Source organism: Absiella sp. AM29-15, assembly GCF_003434225.1.
GTDB classification, from domain to species: domain Bacteria; phylum Bacillota_I; class Bacilli_A; order Erysipelotrichales; family Erysipelotrichaceae; genus Hoskinsella; species Hoskinsella hominis.
Genome location: NZ_QVFL01000017.1, coordinates 51,935 through 70,017 on the forward strand (window position 1 = coordinate 51,935; position 18,083 = coordinate 70,017).

23 protein-coding genes and 1 other annotated feature are annotated in these 18,083 nt (G+C 30.4%); all 23 genes read left to right on the forward strand.

Features of this window, described 5'->3' with window-relative positions; all coding sequences use genetic code 11:
• Positions 1 to 101 precede the first annotated feature (101 nt).
• On the forward strand, positions 102 to 920 hold the full coding sequence (locus DW761_RS15990) for a hypothetical protein (RefSeq protein WP_117518734.1): 819 nt from the start codon (positions 102 to 104) through the stop codon (positions 918 to 920).
• Positions 913 to 2,172 (forward strand): hypothetical protein, encoded by a 1,260-nt coding sequence (locus tag DW761_RS15995; protein WP_117518735.1) that lies wholly within the window; start codon positions 913 to 915, stop codon positions 2,170 to 2,172. Before DW761_RS15990 ends, DW761_RS15995 begins: the two co-directional genes overlap by 8 nt.
• 13 nt (positions 2,173 to 2,185) lie before the next feature.
• On the forward strand, positions 2,186 to 2,824 hold the full coding sequence (locus DW761_RS16000; protein WP_117518736.1) for an ABC transporter ATP-binding protein: 639 nt from the start codon (positions 2,186 to 2,188) through the stop codon (positions 2,822 to 2,824).
• On the forward strand, positions 2,772 to 3,563 hold the full coding sequence (locus tag DW761_RS16005) for a hypothetical protein (protein ID WP_117518737.1): 792 nt from the start codon (positions 2,772 to 2,774) through the stop codon (positions 3,561 to 3,563). Before DW761_RS16000 ends, DW761_RS16005 begins: the two co-directional genes overlap by 53 nt.
• A gap of 34 nt (positions 3,564 to 3,597) precedes the next feature.
• The gene (locus DW761_RS16010) at positions 3,598 to 3,975 is read left to right on the forward strand and encodes a DUF4186 domain-containing protein (RefSeq protein WP_117518738.1); all 378 of its coding nucleotides are present in this window, start codon (positions 3,598 to 3,600) and stop codon (positions 3,973 to 3,975) included.
• Between the two features lie 55 nt (positions 3,976 to 4,030).
• Positions 4,031 to 4,229 (forward strand) — a binding site (T-box leader).
• A 35-nt stretch (positions 4,230 to 4,264) separates the two neighbouring features.
• Entirely contained in the window at positions 4,265 to 6,232 is a 1,968-nt protein-coding gene (gene metG / locus DW761_RS16015) for a methionine--tRNA ligase (protein ID WP_117518739.1), read from the forward strand.
• Positions 6,233 to 6,424 carry a SemiSWEET family transporter gene (locus DW761_RS16020; RefSeq protein ID WP_117518740.1) on the forward strand — a complete coding sequence of 64 codons (192 nt, stop codon included), beginning with the start codon at positions 6,233 to 6,235 and terminating at the stop codon, positions 6,422 to 6,424.
• Positions 6,425 to 6,540: 116 nt separating this feature from the next.
• Positions 6,541 to 6,879 (forward strand): AAA family ATPase, encoded by a 339-nt coding sequence (locus DW761_RS16025; RefSeq protein ID WP_158553831.1) that lies wholly within the window; start codon positions 6,541 to 6,543, stop codon positions 6,877 to 6,879.
• Positions 6,880 to 6,952: 73 nt separating this feature from the next.
• The gene (locus tag DW761_RS16030) at positions 6,953 to 7,828 is read left to right on the forward strand and encodes an ATP-binding protein (RefSeq protein WP_117518742.1); all 876 of its coding nucleotides are present in this window, start codon (positions 6,953 to 6,955) and stop codon (positions 7,826 to 7,828) included.
• 147 nt (positions 7,829 to 7,975) lie between these two features.
• Entirely contained in the window at positions 7,976 to 8,554 is a 579-nt protein-coding gene (locus DW761_RS16035) for a LytR/AlgR family response regulator transcription factor (RefSeq protein WP_158553832.1), read from the forward strand.
• A gap of 105 nt (positions 8,555 to 8,659) precedes the next feature.
• Positions 8,660 to 9,871 carry a hypothetical protein gene (locus tag DW761_RS16040; RefSeq protein ID WP_117518744.1) on the forward strand — a complete coding sequence of 404 codons (1,212 nt, stop codon included), beginning with the start codon at positions 8,660 to 8,662 and terminating at the stop codon, positions 9,869 to 9,871.
• A 95-nt stretch (positions 9,872 to 9,966) separates the two neighbouring features.
• On the forward strand, positions 9,967 to 10,224 hold the full coding sequence (locus tag DW761_RS16045; protein ID WP_117518745.1) for a hypothetical protein: 258 nt from the start codon (positions 9,967 to 9,969) through the stop codon (positions 10,222 to 10,224).
• Positions 10,225 to 10,244: 20 nt separating this feature from the next.
• Entirely contained in the window at positions 10,245 to 10,901 is a 657-nt protein-coding gene (locus DW761_RS16050) for a hypothetical protein (RefSeq protein WP_117518746.1), read from the forward strand.
• A gap of 435 nt (positions 10,902 to 11,336) precedes the next feature.
• Positions 11,337 to 12,002, forward strand: a complete 666-nt coding sequence (locus tag DW761_RS16055) for a hypothetical protein (protein ID WP_117518747.1) — start codon at positions 11,337 to 11,339, stop codon at positions 12,000 to 12,002.
• 429 nt (positions 12,003 to 12,431) lie between these two features.
• Positions 12,432 to 12,776 (forward strand): hypothetical protein, encoded by a 345-nt coding sequence (locus tag DW761_RS16060; protein WP_117518748.1) that lies wholly within the window; start codon positions 12,432 to 12,434, stop codon positions 12,774 to 12,776.
• Between the two features lie 14 nt (positions 12,777 to 12,790).
• A complete protein-coding gene (locus tag DW761_RS16065) occupies positions 12,791 to 13,528 on the forward strand; it encodes an ATP-binding cassette domain-containing protein (protein ID WP_158553833.1) in 738 nt (245 codons plus the stop codon).
• Entirely contained in the window at positions 13,515 to 14,783 is a 1,269-nt protein-coding gene (locus DW761_RS16070) for a hypothetical protein (RefSeq protein ID WP_117518750.1), read from the forward strand. Before DW761_RS16065 ends, DW761_RS16070 begins: the two co-directional genes overlap by 14 nt.
• 153 nt (positions 14,784 to 14,936) lie before the next feature.
• A complete protein-coding gene (locus tag DW761_RS16075; protein WP_117518751.1) occupies positions 14,937 to 15,575 on the forward strand; it encodes a hypothetical protein in 639 nt (212 codons plus the stop codon).
• 347 nt (positions 15,576 to 15,922) lie between these two features.
• Positions 15,923 to 16,543, forward strand: coding sequence for a uracil phosphoribosyltransferase (upp, locus tag DW761_RS16080; protein ID WP_117453995.1), 621 nt, complete (start codon positions 15,923 to 15,925; stop codon positions 16,541 to 16,543).
• Positions 16,543 to 16,731 carry an AtpZ/AtpI family protein gene (locus DW761_RS16085; RefSeq protein ID WP_117453994.1) on the forward strand — a complete coding sequence of 63 codons (189 nt, stop codon included), beginning with the start codon at positions 16,543 to 16,545 and terminating at the stop codon, positions 16,729 to 16,731. The genes upp and DW761_RS16085 overlap by 1 nt, the downstream gene beginning before the upstream one ends.
• On the forward strand, positions 16,724 to 17,092 hold the full coding sequence (locus DW761_RS16090) for a hypothetical protein (protein WP_117453993.1): 369 nt from the start codon (positions 16,724 to 16,726) through the stop codon (positions 17,090 to 17,092). Before DW761_RS16085 ends, DW761_RS16090 begins: the two co-directional genes overlap by 8 nt.
• Positions 17,092 to 17,784 (forward strand): FoF1 ATP synthase subunit A, encoded by a 693-nt coding sequence (locus DW761_RS16095; RefSeq protein ID WP_117453992.1) that lies wholly within the window; start codon positions 17,092 to 17,094, stop codon positions 17,782 to 17,784. The genes DW761_RS16090 and DW761_RS16095 overlap by 1 nt, the downstream gene beginning before the upstream one ends.
• Positions 17,785 to 17,820: 36 nt before the next feature.
• A complete protein-coding gene (gene atpE / locus DW761_RS16100; protein WP_117453991.1) occupies positions 17,821 to 18,060 on the forward strand; it encodes an ATP synthase F0 subunit C in 240 nt (79 codons plus the stop codon).
• Positions 18,061 to 18,083 lie beyond the last annotated feature (23 nt).

Here is an 18,083-nt window from a genome sequence, read left to right on the forward strand (position 1 = left end):
AGAAAATCTTTCGTTTTTCTTGCGCTGGACTTTCATTTTTTTATTTATAATAAAGGTAACCTAGGGAGTATAAAAAATAAGTAAGGGAAAAGAGGGATTCTATGCTTGGATGTATAAAAAAAGATTTGTATTTGTTGTTTCATAAGAAGGCTTTTTTGATTGTATTGATTGGTATAACGTTATTACTTTCTTACATGTCATTAAATGGTATATCTAGTGCATATTACGCAGGTAGATCTTATCAGAACTATTTCTTTATGATGTTAAATTACACAAAACATGCTTTTATGAGTTTTTTCTTTCTTTTAATACCATTATTGGTCGTGTTTCCGTTTGCGGATACATGGTTACATGAGCAGAATATGACAGATGTGATTTTCACAAGAACCACAAAGAAACAGTATTTTTTCTCGAAATACCTCATAAGTTTTATTTCAGGATTTATCGTGATTTTTATTCCTCTTGTGGTCAGTTATTGTAGTGTCATATTGGCACTGGATTTTAATGATAATGTTTTAAATATAGTACAGGCAACAGCAAATGAAACTAACATAGAAGCTTTTCTAAGTAATTATACTTTCTATCAAATCTATTTAGAAAATCCATATATGTTTATCTTCATTTTCATATTTCTTATCAGCATTTTTGGAGGATTTTGCGCAGTAACAGCTTTCTCTATCAGTTTAGTTGTGAAACAGAAAGTGTTAGCCTATATTGGCATGTTTCTCTTTTCGATAGTAGAAATGCTGATTATTGGAAATTTACCAGTGCCATTTGGATACTATAATATACAAAATATAATTCAACCAGATACAAGAATCGTTATAGAACCTATTGTTTATATTGTTTGGTTAGGGATCTTCCTTATATTAAATATCGTTTTATATTATGTATTTTGTAGGAGAACTGCTTATGAGTGAGCATAGATATATACTTCCAACAAAAAATTTTGATTATATATTTTTTGGCTTGTTAGCTTTGGTAGGTGCTGTACGATTAATATCAGGCATTCATGGTGTTGATTTAGGTATATGGTTCTTCCAGAATATTCAGTTCATCTTTCTACCGGTTTTTATATGTATGATGTTGTATAGAGTAAATCTATATTATCAAAATATTTTTATCAGAACGCGGTATATAAATGAAAATGCATGGAAGAAAAATTATTTAAAAGAGTGCATGATGATGAGTGCTTTTGTAGTATTTTTATTCTATTTCGATATTATTCTTTGTTGCTTCGAGGCAACATCAACTTTCTTTATTGTGACGCTACTATTGTTTGTTCATTCTGTGACGATCTTTATGATATTAGCACAGTTAAATTGTTTTCTATATTCCAAGTTTAGGAATAAATATGTAATTTACTTTATCATTATCGCCATTTGTTTAGTATTTTCAACATTATTGCGTTTCATAGGCAATTATTATTCTGTAGAACATTGCATTGGTGATCAGCCATATATGTGGTATATATGTGTGGCAGGTATTTTGATGAATATTTTGTTGCCATTTATTATCCATTACAGTTCAAAAATGAAGGCAATACAGTCTAAGCTTTTGTTTGTTGTAATTGGCATCATAATATTCTACTTGCAAAGTGTTTTATTTAGAGGTTTAGGAGGAGTAGAAAATATAGGTTTTCCAGATGTTTTCTTTTTATCGATAAATGAAATCATATTCCCCTTATGTATATGGATTCTGGGAATCGTGTTACTAGCAGGAATTCCTCTATATTATATGTTGGTTAATTATCGAAGTCATCTATTGTTTTATGCAATTAGAATCACCAATCGAAGTATATGGTTTCTAAAAGTTTTAGGAAAAGGAATCTTGTATCTTATGGTATTATTGTGTATAAAATATGCCATAGATGTTTATTTTCAGAACGCTAATCTATCATTTTTACATTTTATGATGGAGAGCATATTAAGGATGGTAAATCTTGCATTAATAGCTTTCCTTGGATATCAGATGATAAAAGATATAAAATTCTTTAGTTATGTATTAATATTTTTAATGATTGTGATAGGATTTTCTATTATAACTAATATAGGAAGTTCAATCATTTTAATGAGAACACATGATATGTTAACCCTGATTTCATTAGGATGTTGTACATTTATATTAATATGTGCAAACTGTTATACACTAAATCATTGGGACTATTATTAGAGGAGGAAGTAATATGAAAATCAAGTTAGAGAATGTTGGGAAAACGATAAAAGGACAGATGATATTTCAAAATGTAAATGTAGAACTCATATCAGGTCATATCTATGGTTTTGTTGGATATAACGGTTGTGGAAAAACGATGCTGTTAAGAATCATCAGTAATTTAGTAAAACCAAGTGAAGGAATGATTTCTTTAGATGAACAACCATATTCTGCGATAAAATCAATGCCAAAAATTGGTATCGTGTTAGAGAAACCAGATTTTTTCAATGAATTAAGTGGATTAGAAAATCTTGAAATGTTAGCGAAAATAAGAAATGAAATTCATACAGACAAGATAATGGAAGCAATTAAAAAAGTTGGATTGTTGACACAAGAAAATAAAAAAGTAGGAAAGTATTCATTAGGAATGCGACAACGTTTAGGGATTGCACAGGCAATCATGGAAGATAATGATATCCTTATACTAGATGAAATTACAAGTGGCCTTGATGAAGATGGTGTAAAGATGATTTATGATATCTTAAAAGAAGAAAGAGAAAAAGGAAAATTAATTATCATAACATCACATAATAAAATAGATATTGAAGAACTCTGTGATGAAACGTTTAAATTTAATAATGGAACAGTGCATGCATATGAAACAGATTAGAAAATTATTGATTTTATTTATCATTGTAGTCTTGGGCAGTATTGGTTATGGATACTATAAAGGAAAGGAAATCCCTGTAATAGAAAAAATTGATGTATCAGAAGGAACTGTGAGATTCAATTTGGATAATGCTGGATATGAAGGAAAAACTGATAAAACACTCGTTGAAAATATAACGTATGATTCAGAATCTAATACATTTGAAAAATTATATAAAAAAAGTGATTTAATTGTGAAAGTATCATTGAAGAATAGAAAACAAGATTATAATACTATTTGCAGTGATGTAAATATTTTAGATATTTATAAAGGCACACCATTAAATGAAAAGACAATTCAAGTTTATGAGCCATTTGGATATCAGGAGAAAGATATTATTAATATTTTTGGTGTTTGTTTGCCAATGAGAGAAAATCAAACATATATATTGTTTTTGAAAGAAAATGCAGATCAGCGATATCAATATATATCATCTTTATATGGAAAATATAATTATGAGCAAGATGCATATATGGAAGTATATAATTCAGAAATGAAAGCAAAAGATATAATGCCATATGATATGGTTGACTTCAATAAAGATAAATATTATGAAATTATGAAAGAATTAGGATATACGGATATGGACTTAAAGGCTAATGAGGGAGGATATCAAAGGCTTGCGGAATTAAAAGATACAAGAGAAATCATTCGTGCATCTTTTGATCAACTTGTATCCAAAAATAATAGCATTCATTGAAAACAATGATATACTGTTTTACGAAGGTGATTACATGGATAAACAAGAATGGATGAATCAGTTGTTTTTCAAACTGAGCCAGTCAACGTTTCGTTCCCAATTTCATTTAAGTGAAAAAGATAAAATATATATCCAAGAAAAAGGCATGGATACAATGGAAGAACATGCACGTGATTTTGTTAGAAAACGTTTAGCTCCTGCAGTAATTGAAAATGATGGGAAACAAACACCAATGCGAGGACATCCTGTGTTTGTGGCACAACATGCGACAGCGACTTGTTGTAGAGGATGTTTATCAAAATGGCATACGATTTCAAAGCATGGGCGCTTATCTGAAAAGCAACAGGATTATATCGTGATGATCATTATGCAGTGGATCAAGAAGGAAATGCAAAAAAAGATTTGCCGATGAATGAAAATTTCGGTTTAGCCCTTGTAAATAAGGCCATAATTCTATATAATGATACCAAAAGGTAAAGACAGGAAAAGTAGTCTATTTTGAAATTATAGAGAGCAGATGGCTGGTGGAAATCTGTATGGATGAATAGATGAACATGGACCTGGAACCGCTTTTCCGAATAGTTAGGAAAAGACGTTGTCGGCGTTAACGATTTGAGGTGCAGCAATGCACAAATAAAGGTGGTACCACGAGCTTTCGTCCTTTGGCGAAAGTTTTTTTATATGAATAGGAGGCTATAACTATGTGTGAAAAATGTAACAACAAAAAAGGCAAGTATTATATCACAACCGCAATCACGTATACATCAGGTAGACCACATATCGGAAATACGTATGAAATCGTTTTGACAGATGCAATCGCCCGTTATAAACGTCAGCAGGGATATGATGTATTCTTCCAGACTGGAACAGATGAACATGGTCAGAAAATTGAAGAAAAAGCAAAAGAAGCTGGTGTTACACCAAAGGAATTTGTGGATAATGTCGCAGGCATTGTTCGTAAGAATTTTGATATGATGAATACAAGCTATGATTACTTTGTTCGTACGACAGATGAAAACCATGAAAAACAGGTACAGAAAATCTTTAAGAAGCTGTATGAACAGGGAGATATTTATAAGGGTAAATATGAAGGTATGTATTGTACACCATGTGAATCCTTCTGGACAGAAAGTCAGCTGATTGATGGTAAATGTCCTGATTGTGGACGACCAGTACAAAAAGCAACAGAAGAAGCATACTTCTTCAACTTACAGAAATATGCACCTAGATTGATCAAGCATATTGAAGAACACCCAGAATTCATTCAGCCAGAATCAAGAAAGAATGAAATGATCAATAACTTCTTAAAACCAGGATTACAGGATTTATGTGTATCCCGTACAAGTTTTAAATGGGGAATTCCTGTAGACTTTGATCCAAAACATGTGGTATATGTATGGGTAGATGCTTTAAGTAACTATATCACTTCATTAGGATATGATGCAGATGGCAATCATGGAGAAAATTATAAAAAATTCTGGCCTGCAGATGTACATATCATTGGAAAAGATATCCTTCGTTTCCATACCATTTATTGGCCAATCATGTTGATGGCTTTAGGTGAACCACTACCTAAACAGGTATTTGGACACCCTTGGCTGTTAGTTGGTGATGGCAAGATGTCTAAATCAAAAGGTAATGCAATTTACGCAGATGAATTGGTACACTATTTTGGTGTAGATGCTGTTCGTTACTTTGTATTACATGAAATGCCATTTGGACAAGATGGAACAATTACTTGGGATTTAATGGTAGAACGTGTAAATTCTGATTTAGCAAACGTATTAGGAAACCTTGTGAATCGTACGATTTCTATGCAGAATAAATATTTCAATGGTGTCATCAGCAATCCACTTGAAAAAGAGCCAATTGATGATGAATTAATCAACTTGGCATTAGATACTCCAAAACGTGTAGAAGCTAAAATGGATACCTTACATGTAGGGGATGCGATTGAAGAAATCTTTACATTATTAAAGAGATGTAACAAATATATTGATGAAACAGAACCTTGGGCATTGGCAAAAGATGAAGCGAAGAAAGATCGTTTGGCAACGGTACTTTATAATCTGTTGGAAAGCATTCGTTTTGCGGCAGTATTATTAAGCAGCTATATGCCTGAAACAGCAGAAAAGATTCTGGATGAATTAAGCACGAGTGAACGTGATGCTGCTAGTCTTGAAGAATTTGGCAATCTGGAATGTGGACACACAGTTGATCCAAAACCTGAAATCTTATTCGCACGTATTGATGTAAAAGAATTTATGAAAACGTTAGAAGAAGATAAGAAAAAAGAAGCAAAGGCAGCTAAGAAAGCTGAGAAAAAAGCAGATGACGAAACAAAAGCAGAAATCGGTATTGAAGATTTCACAAAAGTGGAATTAAAAGTCGGTACCATTGTATCTGCGGAAAAACATCCAAAAGCAGATCGTTTATTAGTTGAACAAATTGATCTTGGTGATGAAACACGCCAGATTGTCAGTGGTATTGCGAAAAGCTTTAAGCCAGAAGAAGTGGTAGGTAAAAAAGTAGTTGTTGTGACAAACTTAAAACCTGTATCTTTACGTGGCGTAGAAAGCCAGGGTATGATTCTATGTGCAAGCAATGATGATGACCTGGATATTGTGACGATTGCAAAAGATCTTCCAAATGGAACGAAGGTGAGCTAATTGGATAGCAAGATGATTTTCCGTGCTATGGGCATGGCGATTGCATTGATTCTGGTTTCTATATTCTTTATTTACTATGGAATTACATCAGATCAGATAGCAATGTCAATCATAGGAATTGCGTTATTAGTATTAGGTATTGTGCGATTGATCATCTTTGTAAGAGTATGGAATAAGCATGAAGACGAGTAGTCTTTATGCTTATTTTTCTTTTAACTGCATTTTATTCATGGGGAATAATGTGTAAAAAAACACTTTTTTACTGGGGAATAATATGCTACTATAAAAAGATACAAGGAGATGATACAATGTATAGAAAATTTGATGATCAACTTATCGCATGGAAACAAAAGAATAATCATTTACCATTGCTTATTAAGGGCGCACGGTTCGTTGGAAAAAGATACAGTGTTTTAAAGTTTGCGAAAACAAATTATGAACATGTAATTGAAATTAATTTTGAACTAGATATGTACATGAAAGAAGTTTTTGAACAAACAAGAAAAGTAGAAGATATTATCGCCATGTATCAACTTCAACATCCAGAAACAATATTTGATCAAAATACGTTGCTTTTCCTTGATGAGATACAATCTTCCAGTAGTGCTTTAACATCATTGAAATTTTTTTGCGAATCAAGATTTTGATGTCATTGCAAGTGGAAGCTTATTAGGTGTTTCTATTGCGCATACAACATCATTTCCAGTAGGCTATGTAGAAATGGTAGATTTGCATGCAATGGATTTTGAAGAATTCCTTATTGCCAATCAAATACCTGAAGCAATTTTTAAACAACTAAAAGAATGTTATGAAAAAGGTACAATGGTAATGGAACCTTTACACAAAAAAATGATGCAGTTATTTAAGGAATATATTGTTGTTGGTGGAATGCCAGCAGTCGTAAAGGAATATATAACATCAAAGAATTTTGATAAAGTAAAACAACTGCAGCAACAGATATTGAATGCATATTATGCAGATATTGCGAAGTATGGAGAAGGAAGCGAAAAGATAAAAGCTCATGAATGCTTTACTTCTATTCCAAAACAACTAGCAAAAGACAATAAAAAGTTCCAATATAAACTTTTGAAAAAAGGCGGAAACGCAAGAATATATGAAAGTAGTTTACAATGGCTGTTTGATAGTGGACTGATTCATCGATTATATCGATTAGATACTTTAGAAGAACCTATGGAAGCCCATATTGATTTAAGTGCATTCAAGGTTTACTTTCATGATACAGGTCTATTATTGGCGATGTTTGAACAAAATGTTGGCGCAATGATATTGCAGGATGATTTATTAATATATAAAGGGGGCATCTTTGAAAATGTAGTATATCAATGCTTACAAGCGCATCATAAAAATATTTACTACTATGAATATAGAAGTCAATATGAAATTGATTTTGTGATTTATGATAATGATCGAGTTGTGCCGATTGAAGTGAAATCGGCAGGTAATACAAAGTCTAAAAGCCTACAAGCTTCTATGGAACGCTTTCATCTAACAAAAGGCTATAAATTGTCTACGAATAATACAAATGTAAATGAAAAGATTAAGTGCTATCCTTTGTATATGCTGTTATTTATATAATAGAGTTACGATGAAATATAATATAATTTACTTGTATTAAGTTCGTATATGAATAGGAATTAATTAATAACTTTTTTTACATTATATCCCACTTTTCTTGCTATGTGAAAAATATATGCTATCATAAAAGAAAAAGGTGGGATGCTTATGAGGATTGCGATTGTTGATGATAATAAACTACATAGAAATAAAATAATACATATTTTAAAAGAATGTAGAAAGAATGATGATGTTTCAGATTTTGAAAATATAAGAGATTATGAAAGTAGCGAAGGTGTTTATGATCTGTTGTTATTGGATATTGAGCTAAAAGATGAAAAAGGAATTAGATATATAAAAAACAATCCTCAGAAACATAGATATGTTGTATATGTATCATCTTATCCTGAGATGATGGGTGAGGCTTTTCATTCTAATGTTTTAGGTTTTATACCAAAAGACAAAATCAATGCATTATTAGTTGATAAGGTAAATGAAGTGGAACAGGAAATAAAAAAAGATAAATTGTATAATTTTAAAACATTGGATGGTGATATAAGAATCGAAGAATATAAAATCTTATATTTTGTGTATTCAGATCATACCGTATGTATGAAAATAGAAAACAGAAAATCTTTTCTCTATCTTAGCGCAAGATCGTTATCGGAAATAAATCATAAATTGTCTGATAATTTTTATAAAGTAAATCGAAATACGATTGTAAATATTATGAAAATAAAAAAATAGTTCCTAGAGGATATGAATTAATGACTCAAGATGACAAAACAATCAAAGTAAGTGATAAAAAATGGAATGATTTTAAATCTAGATATCATTCATTGAGGTATACGCATGAGTGAATATTTGTTCAGCGTTATAGATTATTGCTATGTTTTATTATTTTTTCACTTACTAACGAACAAAAAAATAGAAAAAGTAAAATTTATTATTGCTGTGGTCATTTTTTCATCAATTCAATATGTAAGTGAATTTGTTGAATTACCAAGAATGTATGCGTCATTAAAAGATAATTTTCTACTTATGTTTTTTTTGATTGCATATTCTAAAAAGATTGATTTCAAAAATATAGTAAATGCTTTTATAATCGATACATTATTTTTCTTTACTTTATCTTTTTGTATTACAATGGCGGATTTATTGAACATTGATTTAAGACTGTCGCTAGAGCCAGGCATATTCAGGTTGATATTTACATTGATTTTGAAAGTTATCATGTTTTTACTAATGTGGTTTGAAGTTATGCAAATAAAAAAAACAGAAGTGCTAGTCGAAAGAAAAAGTTTTATGATTATAATCATTTGTTTAGGTGTTGGTACATTCATATCATCTCGTATCCTTCAATTATCAGAGGAAAATGATAAATTTCTATTTTTAATGATTTTGTATGAAACTATATTTTTTGTTATATTATGTTTTGTTTTATATTATCGCATTATATTAAAAAAGAAATATGATATGACAATATTCAAGGAATTAATTGCCATGACGGAAAAGAATATAGATCAGATTGAAATACAACAACGTGAAATTCAAAAATTAATTCATGATACAAAAAATCAATTATTAGAAATTGAAATGATGATTGATCAAAATGAAATAGAAAAAATTAAACCGTACATCAGGCAATGGCAGGTAAATTATTATTCATCTTACCGTACACCAATTTGTCTAAATGTCTATATTAATAATATTCTACAATCTAAAATAGATGAATTTTCTGATATTACGTTTCATTTAACGATAAATGTTCCTGAAATCATCAATATGAATACGACTGATTTAATTGCTTTTCTAACGATATTAATAAATCGTAGCTGTAATCTATTGAGAAAAAATAAGAAATCTGATTACTATTTAGAAATTAGATATTTTGATAATGAATTAGAAATTTATGAACATTTTCCAATCTGCCTGGTTAAAGAGCCAAAGTATATAAATAAATTCCAAGATGATTATTTAAAAAGTATCATAGAAAAGTATAATGGAGATCTTGATGTTAGTGAAAATGAAGAATATAAACAATGTATTTTGTTGCTTTTTTAAATAGCTGCCGTTCGTTGCAGAAATTAGCCGTTCGTTGCAGGTATTATAGTTTTTTTCTCTTTTAGGATTATAATGAAAGTAGAAAAGGAGGGTACATGATCGTAAGGATAGGGATTGCATTAGGTATCAATCCGGCTAGTAATTGGTCATATACAGAAATCTATATTAATGATGATTCTAATAGAAATAGATATTACACTGAAGTTCAAGGAACAATAACTCATGAAATGGGATATGCTTTTGGATTAAAACACTATAATGAAAATCCATATAGTATAATGGCACAAACATGGGCAAGTAAAGTTCAAGTGGTTCAGCAATGTGATAACAATATAATTAATTATTTGTATTAAAAGAAAGGATGTGATTTAAAATGCTAAAAAAAATATTCTGTATGTTTATAGTTGGGTTATTTATCCTCACAGGATGTTCTAATAACATTGAGAGTGATAAAAAAGTAGCAAATAAAGAAAATAAAGTATTAAAGATTACTTCAGATTATGATTATGCTTATGATTTGAGTAATAATAAAGAGTTATGCGATCACCATGATAACATTGCTTTAATTGAAATAACGGATGTGGAAGGTTCTTCAAGTTACAATGATAAGTTAAACACTTATGTTGATATTTTCACTTATGGAAATGCTGTTGTAAAAGAAGTGTATAAAGGAAACTTAAAAAAGGAAGATAAAATAGACTTCACAAGATTAGGAGGAGAAATTGAATTTAATAAATGGAAAAAAGGGTTAAATGAAAGACAATTAAACCGCTTAAAAGATGATGAGGTTTACACTACTGTTGTAAGTAAATCTGAAGATGATATTGATGTTGAAAAAGGTAAGACGTATCTTGTGTTTTTAGATCATACTTCATCTCAAAAAGATAATGAATATGCAATTACAGGTTTTGCTTATGGTATGAGAGAAATTGATACAAGTAAAACACTTACAGAAAGTTCTGAAATTATGGTGAAAAATAATTTTACAGATAAATATGAGCCTCTATCTTCTATTGTTGTAACGGAATAAGGAATAAAAGGATGTGAGCTTTTGTGATTTTGAAAATCCTATCCTTTTAATATTATAGTAGTACAATGATACTAGAAACCAAATTTTGCAATCATAATTAAAATTTAAATGAAATAAAAGTGTTACCCATTTTGGCTTATTATGCTAGATTAGGATTGATTATCAAAAAAACATGAAGTTTGATATGATAATTCAAATAAATTGTAAAAAAGGGAGGAAAAAATTATGAATAAAAAGTCAATTATTATACTTGTTATAGGTATCATTATTGGTATATTAATATTTGAACTATTCAATTATGTTAGATAAAAAGTTATGTTAAAAACATTCTCTTATGATATTTTGAGCATGGAAAATCGTTATCACCTTGTAATTATCATAACTATACTTACGAACTATATTTGATGTTTATAAAATAATAGGAGAAAACAAATCATGAAAAAATTAAAAACAATGCTAATATTTGTTATACCAAGCTGCTTATTATTATTCGGATGCCAAAATAAGGATTCAGAAATAGAAGAACCTATTAGATTCTCTACAATTGGTGGCGGAATAGATGGAAAGGGTACACAAGTTATAGAATGGGGAGAAGATATACAATCAAAAGATATGTACTATAGCTTAGGAGAAGGTGTTAATGAAAAAGATTGTGAAACAAAATTTGAATATGATGAAGATAATGTTGGGAAAATCATAGACATGAAAGTTTCTATTAAATATAAAGATAAAGATTATAAAAAGATATTTACGATATTGATAGATGATACCAAAGCGCCTGTAATTGAATATAGTGGCGAAAATAGAATGAAGGTACAAGGATCATATGATATAAATAAAGATTTAAATGTTTATGATATTAAAGGTAAACAAAAGGTAGATATTAAAGCTTATGAGCAATTCAGTAAGTTTTATCCAGGCTATATTATAACATACGCTCCTGTCAATGATGAGGAAAAGATAAAGGATGCGAAAGAAGGCATAATGAATCAAACATTGGATATAAAATATCCAGGTCAGTATAAAGTGTTCATTAAAGCAAGTGATGGGCATGGGAATATCACTGTTAAAGAAATAGATATGGAAGTATATAAAGCGTGAAGTAATACAGAAATAGGGTGTTACTTGATGAGTGGTAGAAATTATAGTAGGTGATTTATGGGAAAATTTTGGAATAAAAAGGATATGGATTTTCATTACTTTTGAAAATTCTATCTTTTTTATAATGGAATAATAGATGATAATTTACAATATACATCATATTTTTTATATTATCCTTTATTGTATAAATAAGAATGTATTAAGTTCATACATGAAAACAAATTAATTTATAACTTTTATTACGTTATATCCCACTTATATTGCCATATGAAAAATATATGATATCATGAGTGTATAAGCAAAAAAGAGATATGTATATGACATTAAATGTAACGCATTCTTGTCATCAAGGGGAGATACTGCTGGTGTTTTATTGGTGAGTGTATATGTTATTATTTAGAATTTATGTACAAAAAGGAGTTGGTGACATTGAATAAAAATATGTTAATAAAAATTTTAAAAATTATTGTTATGGCGATTATTGTTTTTCTTGTTGGTTTTATAGGTACGATTGCTTTAATTATTAAGCGATCTTACGATATGACAGCAGCAATGGTCAATATACAAGAAGAAACTGTTCAAACAGTAAAACTATTTGGTATAAAAGTTGAAGAATTTCGAAGCATATATAATAATGGAGGATATGAAATAACCATCGTAAAAAATATGATGTATGATTATTTGCCATTTATCGTTGGATTTATATTATTAATTGTTGTTATAGTAATGACGATTATTACAAAAAAACTTATTACAAACTATAACAAAAAATGAAAGGGGAAACCATAATGGAAAATGTAATAGATGTAAATGATTTTAGTTTTTTTTATGGGGATAAGCCAGTTTTAGAGCATGTTTCATTCCATATCGCAAAGGGAGAAATTATAGGATTATTGGGGGAAAATGGTTCTGGGAAAACAACTTTTTTGGATTCCTTATATGGTTTTCATGGGAAACAAGAAGCTATTTTAATATTGTCAACGAATCCAGTAATTGATAATCAAATGATCAAAGAAAATGTATCTTATATACAGGATACACCTAATCTCCTTGATTATTTAACGGCAGAGCAATATATTAAATTCATATGTCATATTGAAAAATTAGATTATGATAATAAGAAAGAAGAAATCATGCGTTATATAGATCTATTTGATTTATCTGGCGAATATCAATCAAAATTAATAAAAGATTACTCTTTTGGTATGAAGAAAAAAATTCAAATCATTGGTGAATTGTTTTTACATAAAAATATTATATTAATTGATGAACCAACAAATGGATTAGATATTGGCATGATCATTTCATTAAAAAAATTACTAAAACAAGAACATAATGCGTTTTCTTCTACAATTATAATATCTAGTCATAATACACAATTCTTAGAGGATGTGTGTGATAGAATATTATTATTTAATCATCACCAGATTGTAAAAGATATTATAAATGATAGTTCTCTGAATTTAGAAACGGAATTCCTAAATGCAAAATTAATGGAAAGTGAGCAAGCATATGGGCAAGGCTAAAGAAATTGCTTGTGTTAGAATAAAAACTCTTAGTAATTTTATTATTAGGCACTTAGCGGATAATCCATATTATATATCGTTGGTGATTTTAACTCCAATTGTAATATATTTTATTGCGGAAATATTTATGCCAAATGGTTTAGAAAGTATTTCAATAAATTCAGATATTTTAAAGTTGGTTAAATCCTTTAGCGCAGTTTTTCATCAACTGCTTTATTATACTATTATTTTATCTGCACCATTATATATCATGATTACGCAAATTAATAATAGAAGTTATGAAAAGTATAGACATTTTAATATATCTTATAAAGATATTTCTTTAGCAAATATGGGACTTTGTTTGATGATGTTAGATAGTTTGTTTTTCGTAATATTAGCGGAGTTGCTTATGCATACTTCTTCAAACTTTTTTTCTTCGATTGTTTTTATAGTATTATTTTTATTTTCTTTTGATTCAATACTGTTTATCTTATTGTTTATTTATCAGGGTGTAGTAAATTTTTCTCTGAAATATATAAAAACAAAATATATAGCAGTTTTTGAGGGAATAAGTGTTGCAATACTCGCTTTCTTGTTCTATTTACCTGTAAAATATGTGAGCTTAGGTACAGTGATGAGTATACCATTCTTTGTGATTATTTGTGTAATGGTACTATTATCATTTGGAATTTATTTGTTTTATACAAAAAGTAAAATAGAAAGTGCTTATGTATTAAGAAATCATGTGAAGGATAGTAAACCATTGCTATTACATGGTAATATGAATATATTAAAAAATTATTTTTTATTACTATTTCAATCACGAAGTATTTATATTGAATATATTTTTTCTTATTGTATATTATTAATCTTTTTCAAAAATTCAAATTTAATTGCTATGAGTGAAGATGTGATATTTCAATTATCTATACCGTTATTTTTAATATCAAGTGGTATATTATCTGCATATAAAAGTTGGTTTGATATGAAACAAAAAGCCACATTCAATAGAATGAAAATCATAGATTTTTCCAATTCCTTGATTTTATTGATCCTTTTTGAAATAGTATTATCGTCATTTATGTATAACGAAGTTTTGATGAATAAAGTAATCATTTGCCTAATCACATATATGATTTCAAATTTAATACAATCAAAAGTAAATTTAAAATATAAGAACGACAATAAAACTCCAATAATTTTCTTATTGTTCTATGGTTTTCTTTCTGTATTCATATATATGGTGGCAGCTTGGGGATTATCATATGTATAAAAAAGCATTCAACAAGATTCTAAACTGAAGAAATGATACAGATTCACAACTAATGTCTGACTAAAAAAAGCTATAAGGGATATATCTAATTATGAGTCAATAAAGATATTCAAGATGTTATGTCTTTTAGAAGAATAAAAGGATGTGAGGAAAATGTTAAAAAAAATAATTTGTCTATTCCTGTTAGGGTTGATGGTATTATCTGGATGTTCAACTGATGAAAAAAGCGAAATAAATGATAAAGTACTCACAATCGATTCTGATTTTGATTATGCGTATGATTTAAGTAATAATTTAGAGCTGAGTAAACATCATAACGATATCGCTTTGGTTGAAATAACAGATATTGGTGGTACATCTAATTATAACGATAAGTTAGCAATCTATGTAGATATATATACGTATGGAAAAGCAGTAGTGAAGGCAGTATATAAAGGCAATCTTAAAATTGATGATAAGATTGCTTTTACACGATTAGGTGGGAAGTTAAGTTATAACGAATGGAAGAAAGGATTGCTTCAAAAACAGGTCGATATGTTAGAAGATGCAGGGTACACATCTGTTGTTAGTGAGTATGAACATGATATCCCTGTAGAAAAGGATAAAACATATCTTGTGTTTTTAGATCATACATCATCTCAAAAAGAAAATGAATATGCAATTAGTGGTTTTGCATATGGCATGCGCGAAGTTGAAAATCCTGATCATCTTACAAATATTGATGATATCAGGGTAAAGAATAATGTGAGTGGTAAATATGAACCACTACAATCAGTTGTCGCATTAGAATAGTTTATGGATAAGGTGGAAAAGTAATTGATTAGATCAGTTGCTTTTCTTTTTTGATGTTTATAAGATATGATTTTAAAGACCGTATATATAAAATCACAACATCTTTCATCATAAAAAATGATATGACGTTACGATATCTGAAAGAATATGTATAATATATAAGAAAGCAAAAATACTAAACAGGAGAAAACAAAGAAAAAGTGCCTGAAAGTGCTTAAAACAGAGGGCAATCATGGTATAATATTTACAGTGTAAACATTTTATACAGATATATGAAAATGTTGGTTACACAATCGGTTAGGATATGGTAAAATATTTGCCGTATCGCAAATAAGGAGAAATGGGCTATGTTAAAAGTTTTAAAACATCCGCTTATTACGCACAAGTTGACACAAATGCGTAATAAGAACTGTGGTACGAAGGATTTCCGCCAGAATTTGGATGAAATTGCCGGATTAATGGCATATGAAATCACTCGTGACATTCCACTGAAAGAAGTGGAAATTGAAACACCGGTTGCTACGTGTAAGACGTATGAAATGGAAAAGGAAATCGTTTTGGTACCAATCCTGCGTGCAGGTTTAGGTATGGTAAATGGTATCTGTAATCTGATTCCTACGGTAAAAATTGCACATATTGGGTTGTATCGTGATGAAGAAACATTAGAACCTCATACGTACTTTGAAAAGTATCCAAAGGCTGTGAAGGATGCAATTGTCATGATTGTTGATCCAATGTTAGCAACAGGAGGAAGTGCAATTGCTGCCATCGACATGGTAAAGAAACAAGGCGCTAAAAATATCCGCCTAGTTTGTCTGGTTGGTGCACCAGAAGGTGTAAAAGCAGTAGAGAAAGCACATCCTGAAGTTGATATTTATTTGGCATCATTAGATGAAAAACTGAATGAACATGGGTATATCATTCCAGGTTTGGGTGATGCCGGAGATCGAATTTTCGGAACAAAATAATGAAAGATGTCCAAAAAGCGATACGCTTTACCATGACATTGTTAATCAGCTGTATTCTTTGCGTCTTAGCGGGAGTCTGGCTGGATGAAAAGCTTCATAGCGCACCGGTTTTTTTACTGGTATTGCTTGCGTATGCCATTGGAGCCAATTTCTATTTATTGTGGAAGGCGGTGAGTAAAGATGATTGATAAAGCACAGGGAAATGAAATTCGCAAAATTACGTTGGCTTTGATGCTTGTGATCAGTGGCTTATCTTTACTGGTATTTCAAGGAAGCTTTCAAAGCATTACCTTAGGTATCATCATTGGCGCAATGTGTGGTCTGCTGGGTTTTGGCATGATTGAACGTATGTGCTCCAATATTGAACTATATACAAATGCAAAGGGCAGAGGTCAGGGTGCTTATGTGAAACGTTACGCACTTTATACCCTTGTTTTTGCGTTAAGTATATATAAAGGTGTCCATCCTTTGGCACTTTTGGTAGGGATGCTGTGTCATAAAGCGTCTATCGTTATTTATGCGATTCTGCATAGAAAGGAGGTAGGTTAGTGGCTATCGATATCACGATTGGAGGATTCCACTTATTTATCCACCAATCCATTGTGAACTGGCTATTGCTTTGTGTCATTCTGTGTGTGTTCTTTATCTTAGCGGGCAAAAAGATAAAGAAAGCAGATCCAAGGCAGGCGCCAAAAGGATTCCTATTGGTATGCGAAAGTGTTGCCAATCTTGGAATCAGTATTATCGGTGATAACCTGAAAGAGAGGACAAGAACGTTTTTGCCTTTCTTTGGTACACTGATATTTATGATGGCTCCAAGCAACCTTTTAGGATTGATTGGGCTACAGCCACCAACGAGCAATTTAAGTGTGAATGCGACACTTGCGGTCATGATGTTTTTGCTCGTACGCTACACAGAGATCAGACAACAGGGAATCAAAGGAAAAATTCAGGGTCTGTGCGATCCATTCTTCCTGTTTCTGCCATTAAATGTATTAGGTGATTTGGCACTTCCTGTTTCATTATCTCTGCGTCTGTTTGGAAATATGCTGGCAGGTACCATCATTGTAGGAATGGTTTATTCCTTAATGAGAGGTATGATGCCTGCAGGTGTGTTAGGATATGCGTTAACACCATTCCTGCATGCATATTTCGATATCTTTTCAGGTCTTATTCAGACCTATATCTTCTTCACACTGGCAAGCTTCTTCTTGTCGGATGCATATCCAAGTGAAGATTAACAATTACGTACATAACAATCTAGGAGGAAATGAAAAATGAACGAATATTTTGTACAAGGTATGGCTTTATTAGGTGCTGGTATCGCAATGATCGCTGGTTTAGGTCCTGGTATTGGACAGGGTATTGCGGCTAGTAAGGGTGCTGAAGGTGTCAGCAGAAATCCAGATGCAGCTGGTAAAATCCGTAGTATCATGGTTCTTGGTATCGCCATGGCCGAAACAACTGGTATTTACGCATTAGTAATCGCATTGATTTTGATCTTCATGAAAGGATAAGAATTATTGATACAAGGAGGTAG